At 69.2% G+C, this 21,327-nt stretch carries 20 protein-coding genes and 1 pseudogene; 11 read left to right on the plus strand and 10 right to left on the minus strand.

The window, feature by feature from the left end; genetic code table 11:
• Positions 1-97 precede the first annotated feature (97 nt).
• Positions 98-223, plus strand: a pseudogene (locus ITP53_RS02135) (IS982 family transposase); the annotation flags it as partial.
• Between the two features lie 181 nt (positions 224-404).
• On the opposite strand, the gene ITP53_RS02140 reads toward ITP53_RS02135, so the two are convergent.
• The 3 genes from ITP53_RS02140 to ITP53_RS02150 form a co-directional block, all read right to left on the minus strand.
• Positions 405-1,553 (minus strand): serine hydrolase domain-containing protein, encoded by a 1,149-nt coding sequence (locus ITP53_RS02140; RefSeq protein ID WP_195893552.1) that lies wholly within the window; start codon positions 1,551-1,553, stop codon positions 405-407.
• Positions 1,554-1,671: 118 nt separating this feature from the next.
• Positions 1,672-1,887: a hypothetical protein gene (locus tag ITP53_RS02145; protein ID WP_195893553.1), complete on the minus strand. Its 216-nt coding sequence runs from the start codon at positions 1,885-1,887 to the stop codon at positions 1,672-1,674.
• A 211-nt stretch (positions 1,888-2,098) separates the two neighbouring features.
• Positions 2,099-2,929, minus strand: coding sequence for a helix-turn-helix transcriptional regulator (locus ITP53_RS02150; RefSeq protein WP_328813726.1), 831 nt, complete (start codon positions 2,927-2,929; stop codon positions 2,099-2,101).
• Positions 2,930-3,048: 119 nt separating this feature from the next.
• Here ITP53_RS02150 and ITP53_RS02155 point away from each other — a divergent pair, with 119 nt between their 5' ends.
• Positions 3,049-4,113, plus strand: coding sequence for an aldo/keto reductase (locus ITP53_RS02155; protein ID WP_195893554.1), 1,065 nt, complete (start codon positions 3,049-3,051; stop codon positions 4,111-4,113).
• Positions 4,114-4,529: 416 nt separating this feature from the next.
• Here the strand turns inward: ITP53_RS02155 and ITP53_RS55770 are convergent, their stop codons facing one another.
• On the minus strand, positions 4,530-4,736 hold the full coding sequence (locus ITP53_RS55770) for a hypothetical protein (protein WP_207755428.1): 207 nt from the start codon (positions 4,734-4,736) through the stop codon (positions 4,530-4,532).
• Between the two features lie 184 nt (positions 4,737-4,920).
• Here ITP53_RS55770 and ITP53_RS58980 point away from each other — a divergent pair, with 184 nt between their 5' ends.
• The 4 genes from ITP53_RS58980 to ITP53_RS02175 all read left to right on the plus strand — a co-directional run bounded on the left by ITP53_RS58980 (position 4,921) and on the right by ITP53_RS02175 (position 9,385).
• Positions 4,921-5,052, plus strand: coding sequence for a hypothetical protein (locus ITP53_RS58980; protein WP_268960896.1), 132 nt, complete (start codon positions 4,921-4,923; stop codon positions 5,050-5,052).
• A 177-nt stretch (positions 5,053-5,229) separates the two neighbouring features.
• Complete coding sequence (locus ITP53_RS02165) at positions 5,230-5,922, plus strand: ABC transporter ATP-binding protein (protein ID WP_195893555.1); 693 nt, start codon at positions 5,230-5,232, stop codon at positions 5,920-5,922.
• Positions 5,922-8,318 carry an ABC transporter permease gene (locus ITP53_RS02170; RefSeq protein ID WP_195893556.1) on the plus strand — a complete coding sequence of 799 codons (2,397 nt, stop codon included), beginning with the start codon at positions 5,922-5,924 and terminating at the stop codon, positions 8,316-8,318. The genes ITP53_RS02165 and ITP53_RS02170 overlap by 1 nt, the downstream gene beginning before the upstream one ends.
• A 221-nt stretch (positions 8,319-8,539) precedes the next feature.
• Positions 8,540-9,385, plus strand: coding sequence for a hypothetical protein (locus ITP53_RS02175; protein WP_207755429.1), 846 nt, complete (start codon positions 8,540-8,542; stop codon positions 9,383-9,385).
• Between the two features lie 242 nt (positions 9,386-9,627).
• On the opposite strand, the gene ITP53_RS02180 is transcribed toward ITP53_RS02175, so the two are convergent.
• Together ITP53_RS02180 and ITP53_RS02185 are read right to left on the minus strand one after the other, a co-directional pair.
• A complete protein-coding gene (locus ITP53_RS02180; RefSeq protein ID WP_195893557.1) occupies positions 9,628-10,188 on the minus strand; it encodes a hypothetical protein in 561 nt (186 codons plus the stop codon).
• 56 nt (positions 10,189-10,244) lie between these two features.
• Entirely contained in the window at positions 10,245-12,473 is a 2,229-nt protein-coding gene (locus tag ITP53_RS02185) for an ATP-binding protein (RefSeq protein ID WP_195893558.1), read from the minus strand.
• A gap of 146 nt (positions 12,474-12,619) precedes the next feature.
• Here ITP53_RS02185 and ITP53_RS02190 point away from each other — a divergent pair, with 146 nt between their 5' ends.
• On the plus strand, positions 12,620-13,222 hold the full coding sequence (locus ITP53_RS02190) for a dihydrofolate reductase family protein (protein WP_195893559.1): 603 nt from the start codon (positions 12,620-12,622) through the stop codon (positions 13,220-13,222).
• 47 nt (positions 13,223-13,269) lie between these two features.
• Positions 13,270-13,938: a DUF1801 domain-containing protein gene (locus ITP53_RS60010; protein WP_207755430.1), complete on the plus strand. Its 669-nt coding sequence runs from the start codon at positions 13,270-13,272 to the stop codon at positions 13,936-13,938.
• On the opposite strand, the gene ITP53_RS60015 is transcribed toward ITP53_RS60010, so the two are convergent.
• Together ITP53_RS60015 and ITP53_RS02205 are read right to left on the minus strand one after the other, a co-directional pair.
• Positions 13,890-14,735 carry a DUF4132 domain-containing protein gene (locus ITP53_RS60015; protein ID WP_195893560.1) on the minus strand — a complete coding sequence of 282 codons (846 nt, stop codon included), beginning with the start codon at positions 14,733-14,735 and terminating at the stop codon, positions 13,890-13,892. The genes ITP53_RS60010 and ITP53_RS60015 overlap by 49 nt on opposite strands.
• Positions 14,736-14,801: 66 nt before the next feature.
• Positions 14,802-15,773, minus strand: a complete 972-nt coding sequence (locus ITP53_RS02205) for an MBL fold metallo-hydrolase (protein WP_195893561.1) — start codon at positions 15,771-15,773, stop codon at positions 14,802-14,804.
• A gap of 141 nt (positions 15,774-15,914) precedes the next feature.
• Between ITP53_RS02205 and ITP53_RS02210 the strand changes: the two genes are divergently transcribed.
• The gene (locus ITP53_RS02210; protein ID WP_195893562.1) at positions 15,915-17,489 is read left to right on the plus strand and encodes an AMP-binding protein; all 1,575 of its coding nucleotides are present in this window, start codon (positions 15,915-15,917) and stop codon (positions 17,487-17,489) included.
• 56 nt (positions 17,490-17,545) lie between these two features.
• Here the strand turns inward: ITP53_RS02210 and ITP53_RS02215 are convergent, their stop codons facing one another.
• Entirely contained in the window at positions 17,546-18,511 is a 966-nt protein-coding gene (locus ITP53_RS02215; RefSeq protein ID WP_195893563.1) for a cyclase family protein, read from the minus strand.
• Between the two features lie 158 nt (positions 18,512-18,669).
• Between ITP53_RS02215 and ITP53_RS02220 the strand changes: the two genes are divergently transcribed.
• Both ITP53_RS02220 and ITP53_RS02225 read left to right on the plus strand, forming a co-directional pair.
• The gene (locus tag ITP53_RS02220) at positions 18,670-19,071 is read left to right on the plus strand and encodes a Zn-ribbon domain-containing OB-fold protein (RefSeq protein ID WP_195893564.1); all 402 of its coding nucleotides are present in this window, start codon (positions 18,670-18,672) and stop codon (positions 19,069-19,071) included.
• Positions 19,072-19,082: 11 nt separating this feature from the next.
• Positions 19,083-20,222, plus strand: coding sequence for an acetyl-CoA acetyltransferase (locus ITP53_RS02225; protein ID WP_207755431.1), 1,140 nt, complete (start codon positions 19,083-19,085; stop codon positions 20,220-20,222).
• A gap of 9 nt (positions 20,223-20,231) precedes the next feature.
• Here the strand turns inward: ITP53_RS02225 and ITP53_RS02230 are convergent, their stop codons facing one another.
• Positions 20,232-21,074 (minus strand): IclR family transcriptional regulator, encoded by an 843-nt coding sequence (locus ITP53_RS02230; RefSeq protein WP_195893566.1) that lies wholly within the window; start codon positions 21,072-21,074, stop codon positions 20,232-20,234.
• Between the last annotated feature and the right edge of the window lie 253 nt (positions 21,075-21,327).

Consider the following 21,327-nt stretch of genomic DNA (forward strand, 5'->3'; position numbering starts at 1 on the left):
GGCCGCCCGCCCTGAGGCGGCGCGCATCGCGCACGCCTCCGGCGTTGGTTGAACCGGACAGCGTTGGTTGAACCGGACCTCGGGCGTGCACACCGTCGGGATGCCGATCCTGTGGGCACCGGCCGACGCGAAGATCGGCGAGCGCGAGGTCCTGGCCGCGATGCTCGAAGTCGACGCGGAGGTGGTGGCCGGCCACGACGGCATCCTGCTGACCTGCGACAAGGTCTCCGGGCCCATTCGCGGATGACATGCGCCTCCAACCGCTGACTCCGCAAGACCGAAGCCCTCGACCGCGAGCGCCCGGTGGAGCCGCGCCCCACGTCCAGGCCTGGGCAACCACAGAAAGAACAATGTCCTGTTCGTAGTCTGCGACGCCCTGCGCTCCGTCTGAGCGTCGCCCTGGGTCAGAACGGCATGCACAGGGCGGTGTCGAGTGCCTTCTCGACGTGCTCGCGGGCGGGCGGGGTGGTGGGCAGGTGGGTGACGGCGATGGCGGCGGCGCGGCCGTCATCGGTGACCGCGTTGGTGGTGTAGTAGCCGGGGATGGAGCCGCCGTGGCCCCAGGCGGTGCCGCCGCAGGTCAGCTTGATGCTGCTCAGGCCGAGGCCGTACCGGCTGCCGGCGCCGAGCCCGGGGGCGTCGACGGTGGTCCGCATCTGCTTGAGTTGCTGCGGCTTGAGCAGCTTGCCGTCGAGCAGCGCGGTGAAGAAGCGGTTGAGGTCACCGGGAGTGGAGATCATCTGCCCGGCGGTCCAGGCCTGGGACGGGTCGAACGTGGTGACGTCGGTCATCGGCTTGGCCGGGTCGTCGCGGTGGTAGCCCTTGGCGTGGGGAGTGGGCAGGCTCTGGTCACGGACCTTCGGGAAGGAGGTGTGGCGCAGGCCGATGCGGTCGATTGTGCGCTTGGTGATCTCCTCGGCGGCCGGACGGCCGGTGACCTTCTCGATGAGCAGGCCGGCCACGATGTAGTTGGTGTTGGTGTACTGCCACTTGGCGCCGGGGGCGAACTGCGCCTTCTTCTTCAGCGCCAGGTCCAGCAGCTCGCGGGGCTGGAAGTAGGTGTGCTGGATGGGCAGGACGCCCTTGGCCAGGAGAACGTCGGTGTACTCGGGCAGGCCGCTGGTGTGCTGCAGGAGCTGCCGTACGGTGATGCGCCGCCCGTCGATACCTTCCCCGCGGAGCAGACCAGGCAGATACGTCTCGACCGGCTGGTCCAGCTTGACCTTGCCCTCGCCGACCAACTGCAGGACGGTCACGGCGGTGAACGTCTTGGTGTTGCTGCCGATGCGCACGTACCCGTCGGCCGGCGCCTTCACCTTGGTCTCCAGGTCGGCGACACCGGCGGCGTAGTCGTTCGTACGCCCGTCGCGGCCCTGCACGGACGCCAGCGCGGCGGGAAACTTGTCCTCCTTCACCAGCTTGCCCAGGGTGAGCTGGACGACAGGGTTCGGAATCGATGCCGCCTGGGCGGCCGGAGCGCTCAGCACGGTGGCGGCGACGGCGACAGTGAGCACGGAAACGCCGGCCCACCGGCGAGAACGCGAAGTGATCATGCGACAAAGCTAGTGGCCCTCCCGAGGCCGCCTCGATCCTGCAGACCGCCGTTCCGAGGTAAGGCCAGCCCTACCACGGACCCTCCGGGGCCGCTGACGGTGTGCGCCCCGCCACCGCTCACGGCTTCAGCTCAAGCCTCTTCCTCGATGCACCCGGGAACACGACGACCAGGTGCTGCTCCTCCCCCGCATCGTCGACCCGCACGTGGACACGGAGCCGGTAGCGGCCCTTACCCGCGATCGCCAGGTTCGGCATCGGGGCACCCGCGCCCACCTCTCCGCCCTCGCCCATGTACGGCACGGTGAGCCGGCCGCCGCGGCTGACGATCGGCACCTCGTTGACCGCAGTCCATCGACCAGCCGGTGTAGGTGAGGTGCGCGGTCTGCTCCGGGTGGATCATTGCGATGATCGGCAGTACGGCCACGGCCGCCACCGCGACGCGGATCACGCGCCGCCGCGCGGGCGGAAGGTCCGCCGGGCGGTCCTCAGCGGGCAGTTCACGGGCGGGCACAGCGGAACGAGCGGTCCCGCCCCGCCGATCAGATCACCGCGCCCACAACCGGTCCAATGCCGACTGGCTCTCATCGTCCGCGGCGCGGTAAATTACCAACTGCTGGTCCGGATCTTGCAGTGGCGAAAGCGTTTCGAAATGCACTGCGATCACACCGACGTCAGGATGCCGCATCACCTTGCGCCCGCGGCCGTTGACCTTGACGTCTCGCTCGGCCCACAATCGCGCGAATTCCTCGTCATGAGTGGTGAATTCGGCGATGAGGTCCGTCAACGCCTGATCCTCCGGATACGCGGCCCACGCAGCGCGCAGGTGAGCGATCCCCTCCCGCACGACGCGTTCACGGTCGACATAGAAGTCACGCATCTCCGGATACATCAGGCACAGCCACATCGCATTGTGCTGCGACGGCGGCAGGGTGTCGAAATCCAGTAGCAGCCTCGCTATTTCGCTGTTCCAGGCCAGGATGTCGTAGCGGTGGTTCATCAGCATGGCCGGCAGCGGCGACAGGTCGGCGACCAGCCGGGCCAGCGGCGGCGCTGCAGTGGTGGCGAGCTCGTCGGGGTTGTGGGGGCGCTGCTGGGACAGGTTGAAGAGGTAGGCGCGTTCGTCGGGGGCCAGGCGCAGCGCCTGGGCCAGCGCCTCCGCCACGTTCACTGAGGGCCGCAGCCCGCGGCCCTGTTCCAGCCGCACGATGTAGTCGATGCTGACCCCGGCCAGTTCGGCGACCTCTTCGCGGCGGAGTCCCGGGGTCCGTCGGGCCTGCCGACGCGACGGCAAGCCGAAATCGTGCGGGTCCAGGCGTTCGCGCCGGGACCGCAGGAACGCGGCCAGCTCCTGGGTCGTGTCCACGGTGTGGGTCACAGGCTCGATCCTACAGCGGGGGTAGGACTGGCTTTCCCAGGCATTTCTTTCCCTTATCCCCGGCTCGCGGCGGTCACAGACTTGTGCTCGACAACGGATCAAGAGCACGGGAGGACACGATGTCCCTCACCCTCGACACCTACCGGCTACTGGGCCGCTCCGGGCTGCGGATCTCACCGCTGGCGCTGGGCGCGGCGACCTTCGGCACCGAGTGGGGCTGGGGCGCCGAGCATGACGACGCGCGCAAGCTGTTCGACCTCTACGTCGAGCGCGGCGGCAACTTCATCGACACCGCCGGCACCTACACCAATGGCAGCTCCGAGCGCCTGCTGGGCGAATTCACCCGCGACCACCGCGAAAGCCTGGTGCTGGCAACGAAATACACGACGCTGCGGCGGCCCGGCGATCCGAATTCCGGGGGCCCTCACCGCAAGAACCTGTTCGCGTCGGTGGAAGCCAGTCTGCGACGGCTGAATACGGACTACATCGATCTGCTCTACCTGCACGTGTGGGATTTCACGACGCCGGTCGAGGAGATCCTGCGCGGCATGGACGATCTGGTCCGGCAGGGCAAGGTCTTGTACGTGGCGATCTCCAACGCCCCGGCCTGGCAGGTGGCGCGCATGCAGACGATCGCCGACCTGCGCGGCTGGTCGCCGCTGGTCGCGCTGCAGATCGGATACAACCTGATCGAGCGTACCGGGGAACGTGACCTGATCCCCATGGCACGCGAGATGGGGTTGGGAGTGGTCCCATGGTCACCGCTGGCCGGCGGGGTGCTCACCGGCAAGTACAGCCGCGACGACCTGACCGCGACGGACGGTGCACTCGGCGACGGCACCCGCAAGAGAGTCACCATCGCCAACGGCGCGCTCACCGAACGTAACTTCGCCATCGTGGACGTCGTGAAGGAGGTCGCCACGGAGCTGGGCCGCACACCCGCGCAGGTCGGGCTGGCCTGGACCCTGCAGAACCCGGGCGTGACGGCACCCATCATCGGCGCCCGCACCCCAGCGCAACTGGAGGACAATCTGGGCGCCCTGGAGGTCGGCTTCACCGCCTCCCAACTGGCCCGCCTCGACGAGGCCAGCGCGATCGAACTCGGCTTCCCGCACGACCTGCTCGCCGGCGACGCGATGCGCGCGGAGACCCACGGCGACATGAAGATCGAAACCCGCCGCTGATACCCGATCGAGCGCCGAGGGCAGCAGATGTCGATGATCGCGGCGCTGGTGGCAGTGGTTTCGGGGCGCAGTTCGTAGTGCCAGGATTCGTTTGTTGGGGATCTGGCACAGCCCGTAATCGGCGCCGTGTTCGGACAGGCACGCCGTGGCATCGGCGGGCCCAAATGTCGACCGCGTCCCCCGACGCGTGAGCAGACGCGTCCGCGGTGGCCACCCACCGGGCGGTTTCCTCTTCGGATCCGTACTCGGAAACCGCCTCACGAAGAGGCTGATTCTGATGCTCCGGGGAACGCCCAGATCTCACGCGATCGACAGTCCGGCGCCGAGGTGACGAGGTGCCTGCGCGGCTGGTTGTGCCGCCATCGGGATCCCGTGCGGCGCTCGGGGCCGCGAGCGCCCCCACGGGGTGGGGCGGGTCAGTATCCGGGGACGTGTAGCCGGAACGGTCGGCCGTTGAGGGTGCCGGTGATCAGCATCCGTAACGCCCGGCGGCAGGCCAGTTCGCGGGCGCGGCCGGGATGGCGGACGAACGCCGCCGGCAGCAGCAGCACGGCGAGCACCAACGTGACCGCGGCGTACGGCCGGTCACGGGGCTGGGGCTGGATGGTGCGTGGCTCGTTCATGACGAACCACGATTGGCGACGAATGTGCGCGCGTTGTCCGCCGCATGTCACGGTTTCCCGACGGCGGCCACCGTTGGCGCGACCGTCGGCGCGACTGTGACACAAGCATGACATGGCGCGGACGAGGCGGGGACACGGCCGGCCGACAGTGGATGGGGTCGGCGGGCGCGTTACGGAGCGTGCTGTGAAACTCGGGGGCGGGTCGCGAGTGTTGTTGATCGGGGATGACCCGGCCGTGCGGGAGGGCATCGGGTCGATGCTGTTCGGCCGGGATGGCCCCGGTAACTCCGGCGTCGCCCTCATCGAGCAGGGCTAGATGAACTGGCCGGGGCTGACCGTGTGATCACGGCTGCCCGCGCAAGTATGCCGGCCCCACACACGATCCAAGGATGCAGCATTGACCAACTCTCGGCATATCCCAGCCCATACCGGTCGACCTCCGGCAATCGATCCCCCAACGACTCCAGCCCGGTCAACCGAAAGCCTCTACGCCATGACGACCACCACTCAGGAAACTCTGGCCGCCGGCGCGCGGGACCTGACCAAGACCTACGGCCAAGGCGATGCCCAGGTGCATGCCCTGCGCGGCATCGACCTCTACCTCCCACGAGGGAGGTTCACCGCGATCATGGGGCCGAGCGGATCGGGCAAGTCCACGCTGATGCACTGCCTGGCCGGACTCGACCAGGCCAGCGGCGGCACCGTCACCGTGGCCGGCACCGACCTCGGATCACTCGATGACGACGCGCTCACCATCTTCCGTCGCGAGCACATCGGCTTCGTGTTCCAGTCGTTCAACCTGCTGCCGATGCTCACCGCGCTCGAGAACATCGTGCTCCCGCTCGAGCTGGGCGGCCGCCGGATCGACGACGCGGCGCGGGAGCGCGCGCACATGCTCGCCGACATCCTCGGCGTGGCCCACCGGCTCGGCCACCGGCCCGCGGAACTGTCCGGCGGCCAGCAGCAGCGGGTCGCGATCGCCCGGGCTTTGATCACTCAGCCGGACCTGCTGTTCGCCGACGAGCCCACCGGAAACCTCGACAGCACCACGTCGGCGGAGGTGCTGCACCACCTGCGCCGCTCGGCGCGCGAGCTCGGCCAGACCGTCGTGATGGTCACCCACGAGCGGGACGCGGCGACGTACGCCGACGATGTGATCACCATGCGGGACGGGCGGATCGTCTGATGCGCACCGTCTTCCTCGCGTCGCTGCGCACCCACCTGCGCAGGTACGTCGCAGCGGCGATCGCGATCACCGTCGGAGTCGCCTTCGTCGTCGTGGTCGGCGTGCTCACGTCCGCGGCACGCAGCGGACTCATGGCCGGCTTTGGGGCGCCGTACCGCAATGCCGACAACGTGGTCACCGGGCTGGGCCCGAAGGCGGCGATCGCACTTGGCGAGCGACTCGGCGAGAACGCGTCCGTGCTCGGCCGGGTGGGGCTGCTGATGCGCGCGGGCAGCCGTTCGTTCCCGGAAACGTTCGTGGGACCGATCGCCCCTTCGCAGGAGCTGCGCTGGCAGAAGCTCAGCTCGGGCCGCTTCCCGGCACGCACGGGCGAGGCGGTGGTGGATGTGTGGCTCGCCCAGTCCAGGGAAATCGCGGTCGGCGACCGGGTTCGGATCGGCGAGGGCGCCACCGCGACGGAACTGGAAGTGGTCGGCCTCGTGGAGTCGCCCTCTGCCTCGGCCATGGCCTCGGTGTACGTCTCCTGGCCGCAGTTGCTGCAGTGGCGCGATCACCCCTCGCTCCATCTGGGCAAGGTGGCGGTGCGCGGGGAGGTAGGTCAGCTCCCGGAAGGCGCGAAGGTGCAGTCGTCGGAGGTATTCGTCACGGAGCGGCAGACCGCACTCAACAACGAGGTGGATACCACGTCGGTGATGCTCCTGGTGTTCGCCGGTATCGCGCTGTTCGTCTCGGTCCTGGTCATCGCGAACACGTTCTCCATCCTGTTCGCGCAACGACTCCGCGACTTCGCGCTGCTGCGCTGCGTCGGCGCCACCCGGCGGCAGGTGATGCGTTCGGTACGCCGGGAGGCGGCCGCCGTCGGGGTGCTCGCGTCGCTGACCGGGATACTGGTCGGCGCCGGTCTCGGCTACGGGCTGATCCCTGTGATCAACGCCCTTGGGCCCACCGCCCCGATGGGCGCCGCCGGGCTGCCCACGCTCTGGCTGCTGGGCGGGTTCGCCGCCGGCCTGGTGGTCACCATGGTCGCGTCCTGGTTGCCGACCCGCCGTGTGGTCCGGGTGAGCCCACTGGCGGCGCTGCGCCCGGATGCCGCGGTCGACGTACACACGGCCACCGGTCTGGTGCGGCTGGTGCTCGCCGCGCTCCTCCTGGTCACCGGGCTGGGCCTGCTCGGGGTGGCGATGATCCAGGACAGTACGGCGCTCATGGTGGCAGGCGGAGGCTCGGTGTTCACCGGCGTACTCCTGTTCGGGCCGGTGCTCGTTCCCCGCCTGGTCCGGCTCACCGGTGCGTTGCTCGGCCCCGCCGGGCGGCTGGCAACCAAGAACGCTGTGCGCAATCCGCGCCGGACCGCCACCACCACTGCCTCCCTGCTGGTCGGCGTCACCCTGACGACCGCCGTACTCACCGGGATGACCACGGCACGTGCGGCGCTGGATGAGCAACACGGCAGGCAGCGCCCCATCGATGCCTCGTTGACCTCGCCCAAGGGGCCGGTCGCCGCTGATCTCCTCGACCGGGTACGTCACACTCCCGGTGTGGAGCGGGCCATTGCGGTGGACGGCGCCGTGGCCCGAGTGGCCGGGCTCGACGAACCGGTCCCGGTTGCCGCCGCGCCGGCCGCGGGGCAAGTGGCCCGCGACGGCGGGGCGTTCGCCCGGGTGGAGCCGGGGAAGATCAGATTCGATTATGGGGCCTTTCGCAAGGAGCTGGGCCTCCAGCCCGGTGACCGAGTCACGGTGAGCGTCGGCGACCGGCGAGCCCAGTTGCAGGTCACCGCCGGCACCGGCTGGGGCCGGGTGGGCGTGGTCGCGCCCGAGACGTTGGCGATGCTCACCGACGCCCCCGAGCCGCATGCCATCTGGATCCGCGCCTCCTCCGACGCCGACCCGATGCAACTTGTCGGTGACCTGGACGAGCTGGCGGATTCGGCTGGCGTGCAGGTCGGCAACGGGTTGCAGGCCCGGGAGATGGCGGAGCAACAGTTGAGAGTCCTCACCTGGTCAGTGCTCGGCCTGATCAGCATCGCCGTCGTGATCGCCCTGATCGGGATCGCGAACACGCTGGGGCTGTCCGTACTCGAACGCGCCCGTGAACACGCGATGCTGCGCGCGCTCGGGCTCACCCGCGGGGGGCTGCGGCGGATGCTGGCGACCGAGGCAGTGCTGCTGTCGGTGGTGGCCACCCTGCTCGGCACCGTGCTCGGCGTCGGGTTCGCCTGGGCCGGCTACGAGACGGTCGTGAAGCGGGCTCTCAGCGACGCCACCATGCAAGTCCCCTGGCTCTCACTCGGCGCCGTCGTCCTCATCGCGGCCTTGGCCGGACTCCTCGCCGCTGTTCTCCCGGCACGCCGGGCCGCCCGGGTGACTCCGGCCGCAGGGCTATCCCTCGGCTGATACCCCTTATCAACCGCTTGGCGGGCGGCTGATGAAGTCCGCCGGCCATGTGTTCTCGCGGAAGTGGCCACCGAGGGTGTGCCAGGACAGGCCCGGGTAGTCGGAGCGAGGCGCGCCAGGCGTAGAAGCTCCGCCGACATCTTGACTACTCACTACCCAGAGGAACCGAATCCGTGGCGGATGTGATCGTAGACCCCGGAGTACCGCCGCAGGACGCCCAAGTGCTCAGAAAGAGCCGGCGCGTTCTGATCAAGATGCGCCAGGGATGGGCCCCCAAGCTGTGGCGACCATCCTCCGGCCTGCACTACTGGATGCTGGCGGCGTTCGGGCCGGCGGCCTCCTTCGGCATGCTGCTGAGCCTCGGCCTCATGAGCCCGGGGCTCGCCGTGCTGCTGCTCGCATTGCTCGGCATCCCCTTGGTGATGTTGCTGCTTGGCCGCAACGACCTGTCCACGCACGAGGCGGATGAGTACACGTTCGAGCGGGAGGCCTTCGCGCAGCTTCGCTGGTACGAGGGCCGCTACGTGCTCACCGACGACCTCGACGAGCCCGCCGCCAGGCTCCTGGCCCGCGCGCAGCGCGCCATCGCCACCGTGAGCGGCTCCCGCGTCAATGCCGAAGGCCTGCTCGACGACGTGCGCAACGCGGTGATGCTGCCCGCGCATGAGTGGGAGATCGCCCGCCTGCTGGCCAAGCTGTCGGCGCTGCGCACCAAGCACAGGCAAACCGTCTCGCAGGGGCTCACGCCCGACGTGGAGGCCGTGGCCGAACCCTTGACCCGAGCGCTGAACAGCAGCGAGGCAGCGGTGCTGGCCCGGGTTGAGGCGCTGGAGCGGTACGCGGCCAGCGTCGCCGACGCCGAGCGCGCGTACGTGGCCCACCACCAGATCCAGGAACTGCGTGGCCACGTGCACCAGTACGAGGAACTGGTAGCCGAGACGGGAGCCGACGCGTTCGCCGTGCCCGAGCTGGAGCGCCTGGCCGCCGACGCCGGCCAACTGGAGCAGGCTTTGAGGCGGAGCGTGAACTCCGCCCACGAGGGGCGTCGGCGAGTTCGGCGTCGCTGATGCCGTGCACCACGCGTGCGTCGGCTCGACAGGAGCCAAAACCGGACCGCCAACCCCCATCGACCTGGCCGACCACCGAATCCACCGCAAAGCCATCCTCCGCGGCCTCATCAAGCAGTACCAAATCGCCAGCTGAAACCACAAAGAACCGGCAGGTCAGACACCGAATCCTATTGAACCCACAGCCGGGCCGGGCGACTGCGCGGAAACTGCTCACACGACCACGACCCGCCGCCGCCAGGTCAGATCTTGGGCGGTACGCAGTTCAGCTCGGCCAGTTCGCTCTTCCCCTCGTCTGCCCGGCCGGGCAGGAGGAGCAGAGTGCAGGCGTGTTCGAAGCGGGCGTCGATCCGCTCCCAGATCGCCAGGGCCGTGTGCAACTGGCCGTCATCCTCGTACAGGCGACCTCTGGCCCGGGCCAGGCAGGCGGCGGCCCACTCGTTCTCGCCCGTACTCGTGGCGGCCAGCCGGTCGGCCGCTCCCGGCAGAGCGGCGGCCACCGCCAGCTCCGCCGCGACCGCCTCCCGGTACGGCGCCGTCGCCGAGGTCGAGCGGCCGACCAGGGCGGCCTCGACGAGCTCGGCGGCCTGCTCGAATCGCCCGCGGTGCAGCGCCAGCCTGGCGTCGGTGAACGCCATGAAGTGGCCGTACCGTTGCCGGTCAGGTGGGTTGAGCGCGCGCGACCGCCACAGCTGCGAGGCGTCATCATCGCCGCGCAGGCCATGGGCGAGCGCGAGTGCGCCCACGGGAGCGCTGAGCTGTGCGCCGAACGGCCGGCCTGCCCGTTGCCAGCCTTCCCACACCGCCGTGTCCAGGGTCAGCGCCTCGTCGAATCGGCCGGTGAGGACCAGCGGCGTGATCAGCTGGGCGGCTGCCAGGTAGGAGCCTCCGACCAGGGTCGTCCATGGCTTGGCGCGCGACGTCCAGGGCGGCGGGCAGGTCGCCCACGCTGAGAAAGCCGTAAAGCGCCATCCTGAAGATGTCCACGATCTCTGGGCAGGCGGCGGGGATGTGCCGTGGCAGGCTCTCCAGCAGTGCCAGGCGCTTGCCGGTGACGCGGCAGGCGTGCCGCCGCCGTCCTTCCTTGAGGGCGGCGAAGGTCGCGCTGTCCAGGGCCGCGCTGACGAGCACGGGATTCCGGGTCGCTTGCGCCGCCTCCACCGCGGCCGCGACCGGCGGCGGATCCACCCAGTCGCCGCCCGCGCCCGCGGGCGCCACTGTCTCCGGAGCCGCGTCCTCGTTCGCCATCCAAGCCGCCGCGGCCGCCAGGTGGGCGGCCACCTCCGGGTTCGCCGGGTCGCCGGCGGCTCGCGCCTCTGCCAGGAGCTCGACCATACGCGCGTACGGGGCCTCCTCCTCGAACCCGGCGTGATGGCGGCAGGCGATGCTGACGGCGGAGGCCAGCGTGATGGCGGCAGGCGATGCTGACGGCGGAGGCCAGCGTGATGGCCGTCAGGTCGCCGTCACCTGCCTCGCGCGCCCGGCCGGCGGCCTCGAGCAGCATTCCGAACGGCTGCTGCCCGGCGTCACCGATCGCGTAGGTGCAGTCGGACGCCGCGCGCAGGTCGGCAACCGCCTGCAAGGGAGTCGGCGCCCGCCGCGCCGCCGTCTCGTAGTGGCCGAGTGCCTCCATGAGAAACCGTCTCGCGTACATCAGGTGACCGAGCGCCCGGGCCAGGCGGTGCGGCGCGTCCCCCGGCCCGTCCGGTGCCCGGGCCAGCGCGGCGCGCAGATTGTCGGCGACGGTGTCGAAGTCGTCCCGCCACGAGCCCGTGGTCCAGCCGTCCGGCGCCGTCTCCAGATTCGCCTCCAGGGCCGTCGCCACACCCGCGGCCCACTCGAGGTGCAGCTCCCTGGCCGCTTCCGCCTCGCCCGCGGTATCGAGCCGCTCGGCGGCGTACGCCCGCATGGTCTCCAGCAATTTCCACCTGGCCGCGCCGGAGCGGCGGTACACGGTGACCAGATTCTTGTCCGCCAGGCGGCCGAGCACGTCGGCCGCCGCGCTCCGGGCCGTCCCAGGGGCGACGGCCACGACGGCGTCCAGGTCGAACGGGCCCGCGAAGACGGCCAGCCGCCGGAACAGCGCGCGCTCCTCCTCGTCCAGAAGCTCGTGGCTCCAGCCGATGACCGCGCGCAACGAGCGGTGCCGCTCGTCGGCGCCCCGCCCGCCCGCCAGCAGGCGCAGGTGGTCGTCCAGGGCGGCGAGCAGGCCATCGGCTCCCAGGGCGGCCACCCTGGCCGCGGCCAGTTCGATGGCCAGGGGCATCCCGTCGAGCCGCGAGCACAGCAGCGCGAGCGTGGCGGGGTCGGCGGTGAATCCCGGGTCCGCCGCAGTGGCGCGGTCGAGGAAGAGCAGCTCGGCGTGGGAGGTGAGCGGCACCGGCGCCACCGTGGCCGAAGTGAGTGGGAAGGGCGGCAGGGCGAGGGCACGTTCACCGGGCACGCCCAGGCGCTCCCTGCTGGTGGCCAGGATCCGGGTGCCGGGGCAGCGGCTGAGCGTCTGCTCGGCGAACCGGGCGACAGCGTCGATGACGTGCTCGCAGTTGTCGAGGATCAGCAGCGTACGGCGGTCGCCGAGCCGTTCGGCGATGGCCTCCTGCAGGTGCTGGTCCGGACGTTCGGTGACGCCCAGCGCAGCGGCCACCGCCTGGGCGACGTATGCCTCGCCCACGGGCACCAGGTCGACGAACGCCCCTCCCGAGGAAAAGGAGCCCTGGGCGGCGCCGGCCACCTCGGTCGCCAGCCGCGTCTTGCCGACGCCGCCCGGACCCACCAACGTCACGAGGCGGGCGGCCCGCAACGCCTCCAGCAGTCGCTCACGCTCGGCGTCGCGGCCGATGAACGTGGTCAGCGGCGCGGGCAGGCCGGTGATGCGGCCCGGCGCGGCCGATCCCGGCCCGGCCAGCTTGCCGAGCTCCCGCCGGTCGGCCACGCCGCACTTGCGCAGCAGCGATGACACGTGGTTCTCGACCGTACGGACCGACAGGTGCAGGTGAGCGGCGATCTCCGCGTTGGACAGGTGCGCGCCGACCAAGGCCAGCACCTCTGCCTCACGCTTGGACACCGCCCCTGAATACGCGACAGACACGGCCTCATCATGCCCCAGCCCCGAGACGTACGTGATCCTTTGCGTGGTCCTTTGGGTGGTGGACCAGGTGCTGGCCCCCGATGTACGCACGGTCTCCCGTCGCCATGATGAGCACCAGCAAGAACCCCGAAAAATGGAGCGCCATCATGGGACGAGTCGTTCTCTCCGTCTTCACCACCGTTGACGGCGTCATCGAGAACCCGCACGAATGGACCTTCCAGTTCGCCAGCCCGGACGCCATGAAGACCGGCCTCGACCAGATTCGCGCCGCGGACGCGCTGCTACTCGGCCGCGTCACCTACGACGGATTCGCCGCGGCCTGGCCGAGCATGACCGACGACGCCGGCTACGCCGACAGGATGAACTCCTTGCCCAAATACGTCGTCACGACGACCCTGGACAAGGGCGAGTGGAACAACACCACCGTCATCCGCGAAAACCCGGCCGAGCGGATCGCGCAGCTCAAGAAAGACATCGAGGGCGACATGCTGATCTTCGGCAGCGCCACCCTCGTCCGGTGGCTGCTGCGCGAGCAACTCATCGACGAACTGCGCCTGGTCACCTACCCGGTCGTAGCCGGCAAGGGCGCGCGGCTGTTCGACGAATCGGTGGACACCACAGTCCTCCGCCTGACCGGATCACAGACCTTCTCCTCGGGAGTGTTGGCCGTGACCTACGAGCCGACCGGCGAAGGGTTGATCGACCCCGCGCCCGCGCGCCGCGCAGCGACGGAGAGCGCCGAGGGATAAGGCCGAGGCGGCGCGGTGGCGATGGGATCCCGCGGTGATCTACGGGAGTGGCGGAGCCATCGGCGGTGCGATGGCGCGGGCCTTCGCCGCCGAGAGAGCGAGGGTCTTTCTCGCCGGTCAGCACGCCCGGCAAGCTCGACGCCGTCGCGGGGGAAGTGATCTTCCAGGACGCGCTGTTCGTGCCGCTGTTCGACATGCCCGTCGCCCACGTGATGGACAAGATCGCGCGACCGTTCCTGCTGGGCGAGTTCATCCGACGTGCCCCTTCGCACTCGAGGGCTCCCGGCCTCCGGGAGAAGAGGGAACGCATACGCAATGCATGTAACGGGATTCGACCTGATGATTCACGAAACGACATGTGGGAGAACAGCATGAACGACGAAGTCACCCAGTACATCAGTGACACTGCGCCCTGGCAGCAGGCGGTCTGCGAGAAGTTGCGCGCGATGATCCACGAAACCGTTCCCGCCGTCGAAGAGCGCCTTCAATACGGCAAGCCGCACTTCCTCAAGAACGGGCATCACGCGGCCGTCATAGCGGTTGCCCGGGGCAAGGTCAGCTTCATGGTGTTCAACGCCACGGACATCCCCGCGGTCAAGGGCTCCATCCGGGCGATGGGCAATGGGGACCGCAAGTGCGCTGACATCGAAGAAGGGCAAGAGGTCGACTACAAAGCACTTGCCGAGATTCTGGAGAAGACCACGATTGCCCTGTAGGGGCGGAGCGGTGGGCCGCCGCGCGAGCTCAGGCAAGAAAGCCGCGTTGTCGCGACTGATCCACCGCCGCCGGTGGGCGGAAGTATTCGCCAGCCGCGCACCCCCTCGGGGCTCTCCTGGATAGGGTGCCACAACCGGACGGGCGTGTCGGCGCCCGGACGCACGGATTCGCCGCTCGCGCCGGCCAGTGCCCAGCCGCCGCCGCTCCTGACCGGCAGCCCGGCGAACCCGTCGGGGAGCCGCCAGATGAGCGCGCGGGTGTAGGGGCCGGTGACCGGATGGTCGAAGAAGTACTGCTCGGCCTCCTGCCAGGACAGCTCGCGTTCGACGATGAGCATCTGCTCCAGGCGCAGCCGCTCGGCGGCCTGCGTGCGTTTGAGGTCTTTCAACGTGGCCTTGAGATCGGCGAGCACTGGATCCTTGCGGATGGACTGGGGCGCCGACTTGACGACGCGCCCGGACGCGTTGACGAACCGCAGCACCGGCCCGTCGACGTCGAGCCGGACGACGCAGTCGCCGGCCTGCTCCTCCCGTACCCCGTCGGGGCCGAGCCCGAAGGCCGGGACCGTCCGGTCGACGAGCTGTTCGTGGCTCAGCCCCTCTTGTACGGCCACCGCGTCGAGGGCATCGGACGCCTTCGCCAGCAGGGCCGGTCTGCGCAGCTTGGCTCGTACGCGCCTGCAGGATTCGAACGTCAGCAGCCAGTCGCGATGTCGGCGAGCAGGGCCAAGGCGGGGGCGGCTCCCGGTCTCTGAGCGTGACCTCGGCCCGTCGGGTGGCGAGTAGCCGGCGATCACGGGTAGCACCGTGAGTGCCGGGTCGGCGCGGGCGGCCTGCAGCCGGTCGAGCGCGCCTGACCGACGTCACGCCTTGAAGGTCGCCACGCTTCCGGCCGTCATCAGCCGGAAGCTCTCAGGTGACCGTTCGGCCACGGCACGCTGGGTACGGAAGCCGCTGCAGTGCATGGGTGAGACATGTCGGATCCCAAGGCCGGCCAGCATATCCGCCGTCCGGATGACCTTCTCTTGGCTGATCGCGGGGTGGCCGAGGTGGAATCCGCCCATCAGCGCGTGCACCTGTTCGACCCCGCTCAGCTCGCGGGCGTGGAGTATCGAGCTCACCACGCCTGCGTGCCCGCACGGATCGAGCACGACCAGCCCGAGGCCGCGAACGTGAATAATCAGTGCCTGATAGTCCTCGATGGCGTCAGGGACCACCCGGCCGTCGTGCACGCAGAGCCGGCCGGTCGGCACCTCGGTTTCGAAGTCCACCAGCGTCGGGATCTCGCCGCTGGTCATCACGCCGGTCGCAAGGCTGATCGGCTCCTTGACCTCGATGACACCGGCTCCGGCGTCCTCCAGGGCCCGGCGGGTCAGCGCCAGGTTGAAGTACGGCATCACCACGGCCGGCGTGCTGATGAACCGGGGCCGGAACGCCGCCGGATGAACGGTCAGCGGAACCGGCCTGCCGATCGCCGCGAGTGCCGCGTAGATGCCGCCGAAGTGGTCGGGATGCCCGTGGCTGAGGACGACCTGGTCGACGACCGCCAGATCGAGGCCGAGCACGCGGGCATTGTGCACGATGGGCACCGCGCTCAGCCCGGCGTCGAAGAGGAGTGACGTGGTCCTGTCGCCGGTGGTGGCCTGGACGAGGAACGAGATGCCGTTCTCGGCCAGCGGCGTCCCCCGCCGGGCGGCGAAGTGCTCTGGCATTCCCTGGCGCACGATGCCGGGTTCGTCGGGCATGAGCATGTCGATGTAGTTGTCCACCAGCACGGTGATCGTCACCCGGTCGCAGGCCAGCACATCGTCTCCTGGATCGACAGTCGCGTCCACGGCCCCGTGCCGATTCCGGGGCCGCTCTTGAGGCGGCGCAGATGTTAGGTTAACAAATAAGTAAGACGATGTCTTGGCCAGTATGCGTATCGACCGGTCATTTTCAGGACGTCGTCCCCCCAACGACGACGAGGATCAGATATGGATCTCGACGTGCTCAGTGTGCGCAGCTTCTTCGAGCAGGCAGTAGCCGCGTTCCCCGACGAGCCCTTCCTCATCTGGACACCGGACGGGAGTGTGATCACGTACGCGCAGGCCGAGGATCGCATCGACCGGGCGGCGAACGTGTGGCACACGCTCGGCGTCCGCAAGGGCGACCGGGTGGCCTTCATGGCGGACAACTCACCCGACTTTCTGATCGCCTGGCTCGGACTGGCCAAGATCGGCGGCGTGCTCGTCGCGATCAACACCGGTTTCCGCGCCGTAGAGGCCAGCTACCTGGTCGCGGACTCCGAGGCGCGTTTCGCGCTGGTCGACCCGAAGTACCTGCCGCTGTTCGACGACGTACGGCAGCGCGCGGAATGTCTGGAGACCGTGCTGACGATCGGGCAGCACGAGGACGTCCCGTCCTTCACCGCCCTGATGGACGGCGCCGAGCCCTGCGCCCCGCCCGTCGAGCTACACGGCGACGACCTGATCAGCCTCATCTACACCTCGGGGACCACCGGCAACCCCAAGGGGGTCATGCAGACCCACCGCAACTTCGTGCTCACGGGGCAGGCCTACGGTCACTGGATGCGGATGTCCCGTGGGCAGCGGATCTACGCCTGTCTGCCGCTGTTCCACATCAATTCGCAGGCCTATTCCACCATGGGCGTGATCGGGATCGGCGGTGCGCTGGTGCTCGCGCCCCGGTTCAGCGCCGGCGCCTTCTGGGACGACGTACGCAAGCACCGGGTGAACGTCTTCAATTTCATCGGCGCCATGACAGTGATCCTCTCAAAGAAGGAGCCGGCGCCGGACGACGCGGACCACGACGTGCACATCGCGTACGGCGTTCCGGCGCTCGACGCGAAGATCCGCGGGGACATCGAGCGCCGGTTCGGGCTACAGGTGATCTCCGGGTTCGGCATGAGCGAGACGACCTTCGGCCTGCTCGAACCGCTGGACGAGGAACGGCGGCCGGGTTCCATGGGGGTGCCACGCCATCATCCCGACCCGAGCGTGCCGCGGACCGAGGCGCGGATCGTCGACGACGAGGGCAGGGAAGTCGGCCCCGGTGTCGTCGGCGAGCTCGTGCTGCGCAACGCGGCCATGATGAGCGGCTACTTCCGCGATCCCGAGCGGACCGCCGAGGCGTTGGTCGACGGCTGGCTGCACACGGGTGACAGCGCGCACCGGGACGCCGATGGTTTCTTTTTCTTCGTCGACCGCAAGAAGGACATCATCCGGCGCCGCGGCGAGAACGTGTCCTCACTGGAGGTCGAGCGGGTCATCGAGCGCCACCCGGGCGTGCAGGAGGCGGCCGTGATCGGCGTGCCGTCGGAGCTGACCGACGAGGAACTGCTCACCTACATCGTACGGCGGCCCGGGGCCGAGGTGCGGGCCAAGGAGATCTTCGACTGGTGCGCGGACAACCTCGCGGCCTTCAAGGTCCCCCGCTACCTGGAGTTCATCGACGCGCTGCCCAAGACGCCGACCTCGAAGATCCAGAAGGCTCTGCTGCGAGGCACCGCGGCATCACCCGGACGAGTCGACCGCACCGCGATGGTCTAGCCAGGGCGGCCCATCCCCCACCGAGGGGATGGGCCGCCCTGGGGATGGGCCGCCGGTTACTTGATGGCCATCGGGTTGAGCGGCGAGCCGACCGCGTGGGTGAACGGCAGCGGCGGGCCGCAGAACAGGAACTCATAGACGGAGTCACCGGCACAGTCATCGGCCAGCCCCTCGAGGTCGAAGATCTCGCCGACCCACAGGCCCATGTGCACGATGAACACGATGTGCAGCGGCTGGAAGACGTCGGGGGTCTCGTTGGGCAGCACTTCCATGCCCCACGTGTCGGTCGCCACCGCCGCGATCTCACGCTCGGCGATCCAGTCGATGCTGTCCAGGCCCAGTCCCGCGGCGGCGCCTCCCGCGTAGGTGCCCCACTCCCCCGCGGATCGGACCTGGGCCATCGCGCCGGTACGGACGAAGACGAAATCGCCTCGCCCGACCGTGACGCCGGCGAAGTCGACCGCCCGCTGCAGTTCCTCGGCGCCGATCGCCGTACCCGGTTCCAGCCACGGCACCCCCTGGCTGCGCGGCACGTCGAGGAGCACGCCGCGGCCCACCATGCCGCCCGCGGCGTTGCGGACGTCGTTCTTCATCGCGCCCTTGCTGGACACCTGGTCGGCGCTGTAGCCGTTGTAGATCTGGTTCTCGAAGACGACGTGCGCGAGCGAGTCCCACTGGGTACCGCACTGCAACGGCATGATCACCATGTCGTCCGTGCCGCGGAAGTGCCGGTCGTTGCCGCCGTAGAAGTCGCGGATCGAGGTGTTGGCCAGGGCGTCGGCTCCGTCGCGGGTCATCAGGTGGATCGGGTTGAACCTGTTGAAGTTGCCCTTTTGCGGCCCGTTCTCGTCGAACGGCAGGGCGAGCGAGATCGTTCGTCCTGACCGGACCAGGCGGGCCGCGGCCGCGACGTCTTCCGGCGTGACGTGATTCAACGTGCCGCGCTGGTCGTCGTCTCCCCACCGTCTCCAGTTCGTGTGCCGGGCGCAGAACTCGCGAACGGTGTCGATGTTCGGCTTCATCTGGCGTTCCTCTCGCTGATGACAGATTATTGCAACGTCGTCTTATTTACGGCAGTCTGACGTGCAGAGCTGATCAACGCAAGCACTGTATGTGTACAAGACAGCTGAAACCTCTCGGCAGGATTACAAGACACCGTCCCGATAGATTGGAGAGACATATGCGAGACGTACCACCCCTTGCCCTACGCGGCGAAGAGCGGCTGTTCTACGAGCGGCTGCGGGCCCACGACCTGGGCATCCAGGTGTGCGCCGGATGCGCCGCCCGGTTCGCCTATCCGCGCACGGTCTGCCCGCGATGCCTCGGCACCGAGCTGCGGCTGGACTCCTCGTCCGGACGCGGCAGCGTGTATTCGTTCACGACCATTCACCGGCCCGCAGCCGCTTGGCGCGCCGATGATGTGCCGTACACCGTGGCGCTGGTCGACCTCGACGAGGGTGTGCGGGTCCTCGGCGACCTCCGGGTCCCTGAGCCGCGGGTGGGCCTGCGGGTCGAGCTGGAGTACGACGACGTCAGGGACGACCTGACCCTGCTCTCCTTCGTTGCGGCGGCCGGACAGTGACCCGCGGCTCGTTGCGCGGTGAGGTCGCGATCGTCGGGATCGCCGAAGTGGACACCTTCCAGAGCGACGGCCGTTCACCGGTCGGGCTGATGGCGGAGGCCTCCAGGCAGGCGATCACGGAAGCCGGCCTGATCCTGGGCGACATCGACGGGCTCTTCACGTCCTCGGCGTACTACTCGATGCCGTCGCTGACGTTCAGTGAGTACGTCGGGCTTCACCCTCGCTACACGGACTCCACCGCGGTCGGGGGATGCTCGTTCGAAGCGCACGTCGGGCACGCCGCCGCGGCCATCAGGGCGGGGCTGTGCGACTACGCGCTGATCACGTACGGCAGCACCCAGCGCTCGGACAAGGGCAAGCTGGTCAGCACCGCGGAGTGGTCGCCGTACGAGCAGCCCTATGGCATGTGGCATCCGATCAGCCCCATGGCCATGATCGCGCAACGGCATATGCACCAGTACGGAACGACCTCCGAGCAGCTGGCCGAGGTCGCCGTCGCGGCGCGCCAATGGGCGCTGCGCAACCCGGCGGCCCCCTACCAGACCCCGCTGACCGTGGACGACGTGCTGTCCTCGCCGGTCATCAGCAGCCCGCTGCACAAGTTCGACTGCTGCCTGGTCACCGATGGCGGGGCCGCGCTCGTGCTGACGTCGGCGGAGCGGGCCCGGGACCTGCCGGCCACTCCCATCTATGTGCTGGGGTTCGGCGAGGCGGCCGATCATCGCAATGTGACCGGCATGCCTGACCTCACGACGACCCGCGCCGAGGAGAGCGCGGCGCGTGCGTACGCGATGGCCGGGGTGCGGCCGTCCGAGGTGGACACCGCGCACGTCTACGACGCCTTCACGATCAGCCTGCTGATCCTGCTGGAGGATCTCGGATTCTGCGCGAAGGGAGAGGGAGGCGCCTTCGCCGGCTCGGGCGCCATCGCACCGGGCGGCTCGTTGCCGCTCAACACCAACGGCGGCGGCCTGTCCTACACCCATCCGGGCATGCTCGGCCTGTTCCTGCTCACCGAAGCGGTCCGTCAGCTTCGCGGTCAGGCCGGTGACCGTCAGATGCCCGGCGCGGCGATCTCAATGGTGCACGGCATGGGACTCACGCTCGGCGCCCACGCCAGTGTGGTGCTCGGCGCCGAGCGCGCCCTCTGACCATGATGTTCAGGAAGCGGCTGTCCCGGCGAGCTGGTGGCCGAGACGCTGGGACAGCGCGCGGCTCGCGGCGGTGACGGAGTCGGCGATCTCGGGGGCGCGCCGGATGTCGAAGCGCTGCGAGGGACAGGTGAAGACCAGCGACCCTCGGCAGCGTCCGTCGGCATCGTAGAAGGGAGCGGCCACCGCGGATCCGGCGGCCACCCGCTCGCCCATGCTGATCGCGTAGCCGCGGCTGCGGTCCTCGCGGAGCTGCCTGCGCAGCTCGTCGGGGTCGATGATCGTCTGCGGGGTGATCTGCGGCAGGCCCGTCCGCTCGATGATCTGGTCGACCTCCTCCGGCGGCAGCCCGAGCAGGACCGCGCGCCCTCCGGCTCCGGCGTGCAGGGGCACCCGGCTGCCGGGGTCGATGACATACCGCAGGGTGTGCGTGCAGTCGATCTTCTCCCGGAACACGATCTGGTCGCCCTCGCGCGTGGCCAGGTAGCAGGTCTCGTTGAAGTGGGTGGCCAGCTTCCGCAAGATCGGCTCGGTGGCCTGCCACAGGGTGTCCCGGCCGTGGATCATGGCGGCGAGCGAGAACAATCCCGGGCCGGCCGAGAACTGCCCCGAGACCTGGTCCTGTTCGGCGAGCCCGAGGTCGCAGAACTGGTCAAACAGCCGTGAGACCGCGCTCTTGTCGATCCCGATGTCGCGGGCCAGTTCGCGGACGCCCACCCGCTCTCGCGCGGCGAGGGCCTCAAGCAGCTTGAGCACCTTGCCGGCGGTGCTGTAGCGACCCGGCTGCGTGGCACGCTCGCGGGGCCTGGTCACCGGCTTTTCCGCGCTGCCGTCGGAAAGCGTGTCAGACACGGCCCAAGTCCTGCCACCGAACGGAACTCCTGACGCGGGCAGGCTGTTCAACGCTGCCCGGTGAGGCTGTTCTGGCGCGCACAGATTGCCTCCATCTGCCACTCGTGGTGGCCTTACGCGGTCGACTTGACGGCAACGGTACTCGGCGCACAGGTGGCTCGCCACCGCGCGGCGGGCATTCATCGAGACACTTTCCTCGGTGTCGGCGCGCCGATCGTGCCGTATTTCGGTCCGAACTAACGAGACGTTGTCT

It is taken from the genome of Nonomuraea cypriaca (assembly GCF_015645445.1).
GTDB classification, from domain to species: domain Bacteria; phylum Actinomycetota; class Actinomycetes; order Streptosporangiales; family Streptosporangiaceae; genus Nonomuraea; species Nonomuraea cypriaca.

Coding starts and splice junctions, on each gene's coding strand:
- ITP53_RS02165 (WP_195893555.1), top strand. CDS start 5,230: ATGACGACCACCACTCAGGAAACTCTGGCCGCCGGCGCGCGGGACCTG.
- ITP53_RS02170 (WP_195893556.1), top strand. CDS start 5,922: ATGCGCACCGTCTTCCTCGCGTCGCTGCGCACCCACCTGCGCAGGTAC.
- ITP53_RS02140 (WP_195893552.1), bottom strand. CDS start 1,553: ATGATCACTTCGCGTTCTCGCCGGTGGGCCGGCGTTTCCGTGCTCACT.
- ITP53_RS02155 (WP_195893554.1), top strand. CDS start 3,049: ATGTCCCTCACCCTCGACACCTACCGGCTACTGGGCCGCTCCGGGCTG.
- ITP53_RS02215 (WP_195893563.1), bottom strand. CDS start 18,511: ATGAAGCCGAACATCGACACCGTTCGCGAGTTCTGCGCCCGGCACACG.
- ITP53_RS55770 (WP_207755428.1), bottom strand. CDS start 4,736: ATGAACGAGCCACGCACCATCCAGCCCCAGCCCCGTGACCGGCCGTAC.
- ITP53_RS02190 (WP_195893559.1), top strand. CDS start 12,620: ATGGGACGAGTCGTTCTCTCCGTCTTCACCACCGTTGACGGCGTCATC.
- ITP53_RS02210 (WP_195893562.1), top strand. CDS start 15,915: ATGGATCTCGACGTGCTCAGTGTGCGCAGCTTCTTCGAGCAGGCAGTA.
- ITP53_RS02220 (WP_195893564.1), top strand. CDS start 18,670: ATGCGAGACGTACCACCCCTTGCCCTACGCGGCGAAGAGCGGCTGTTC.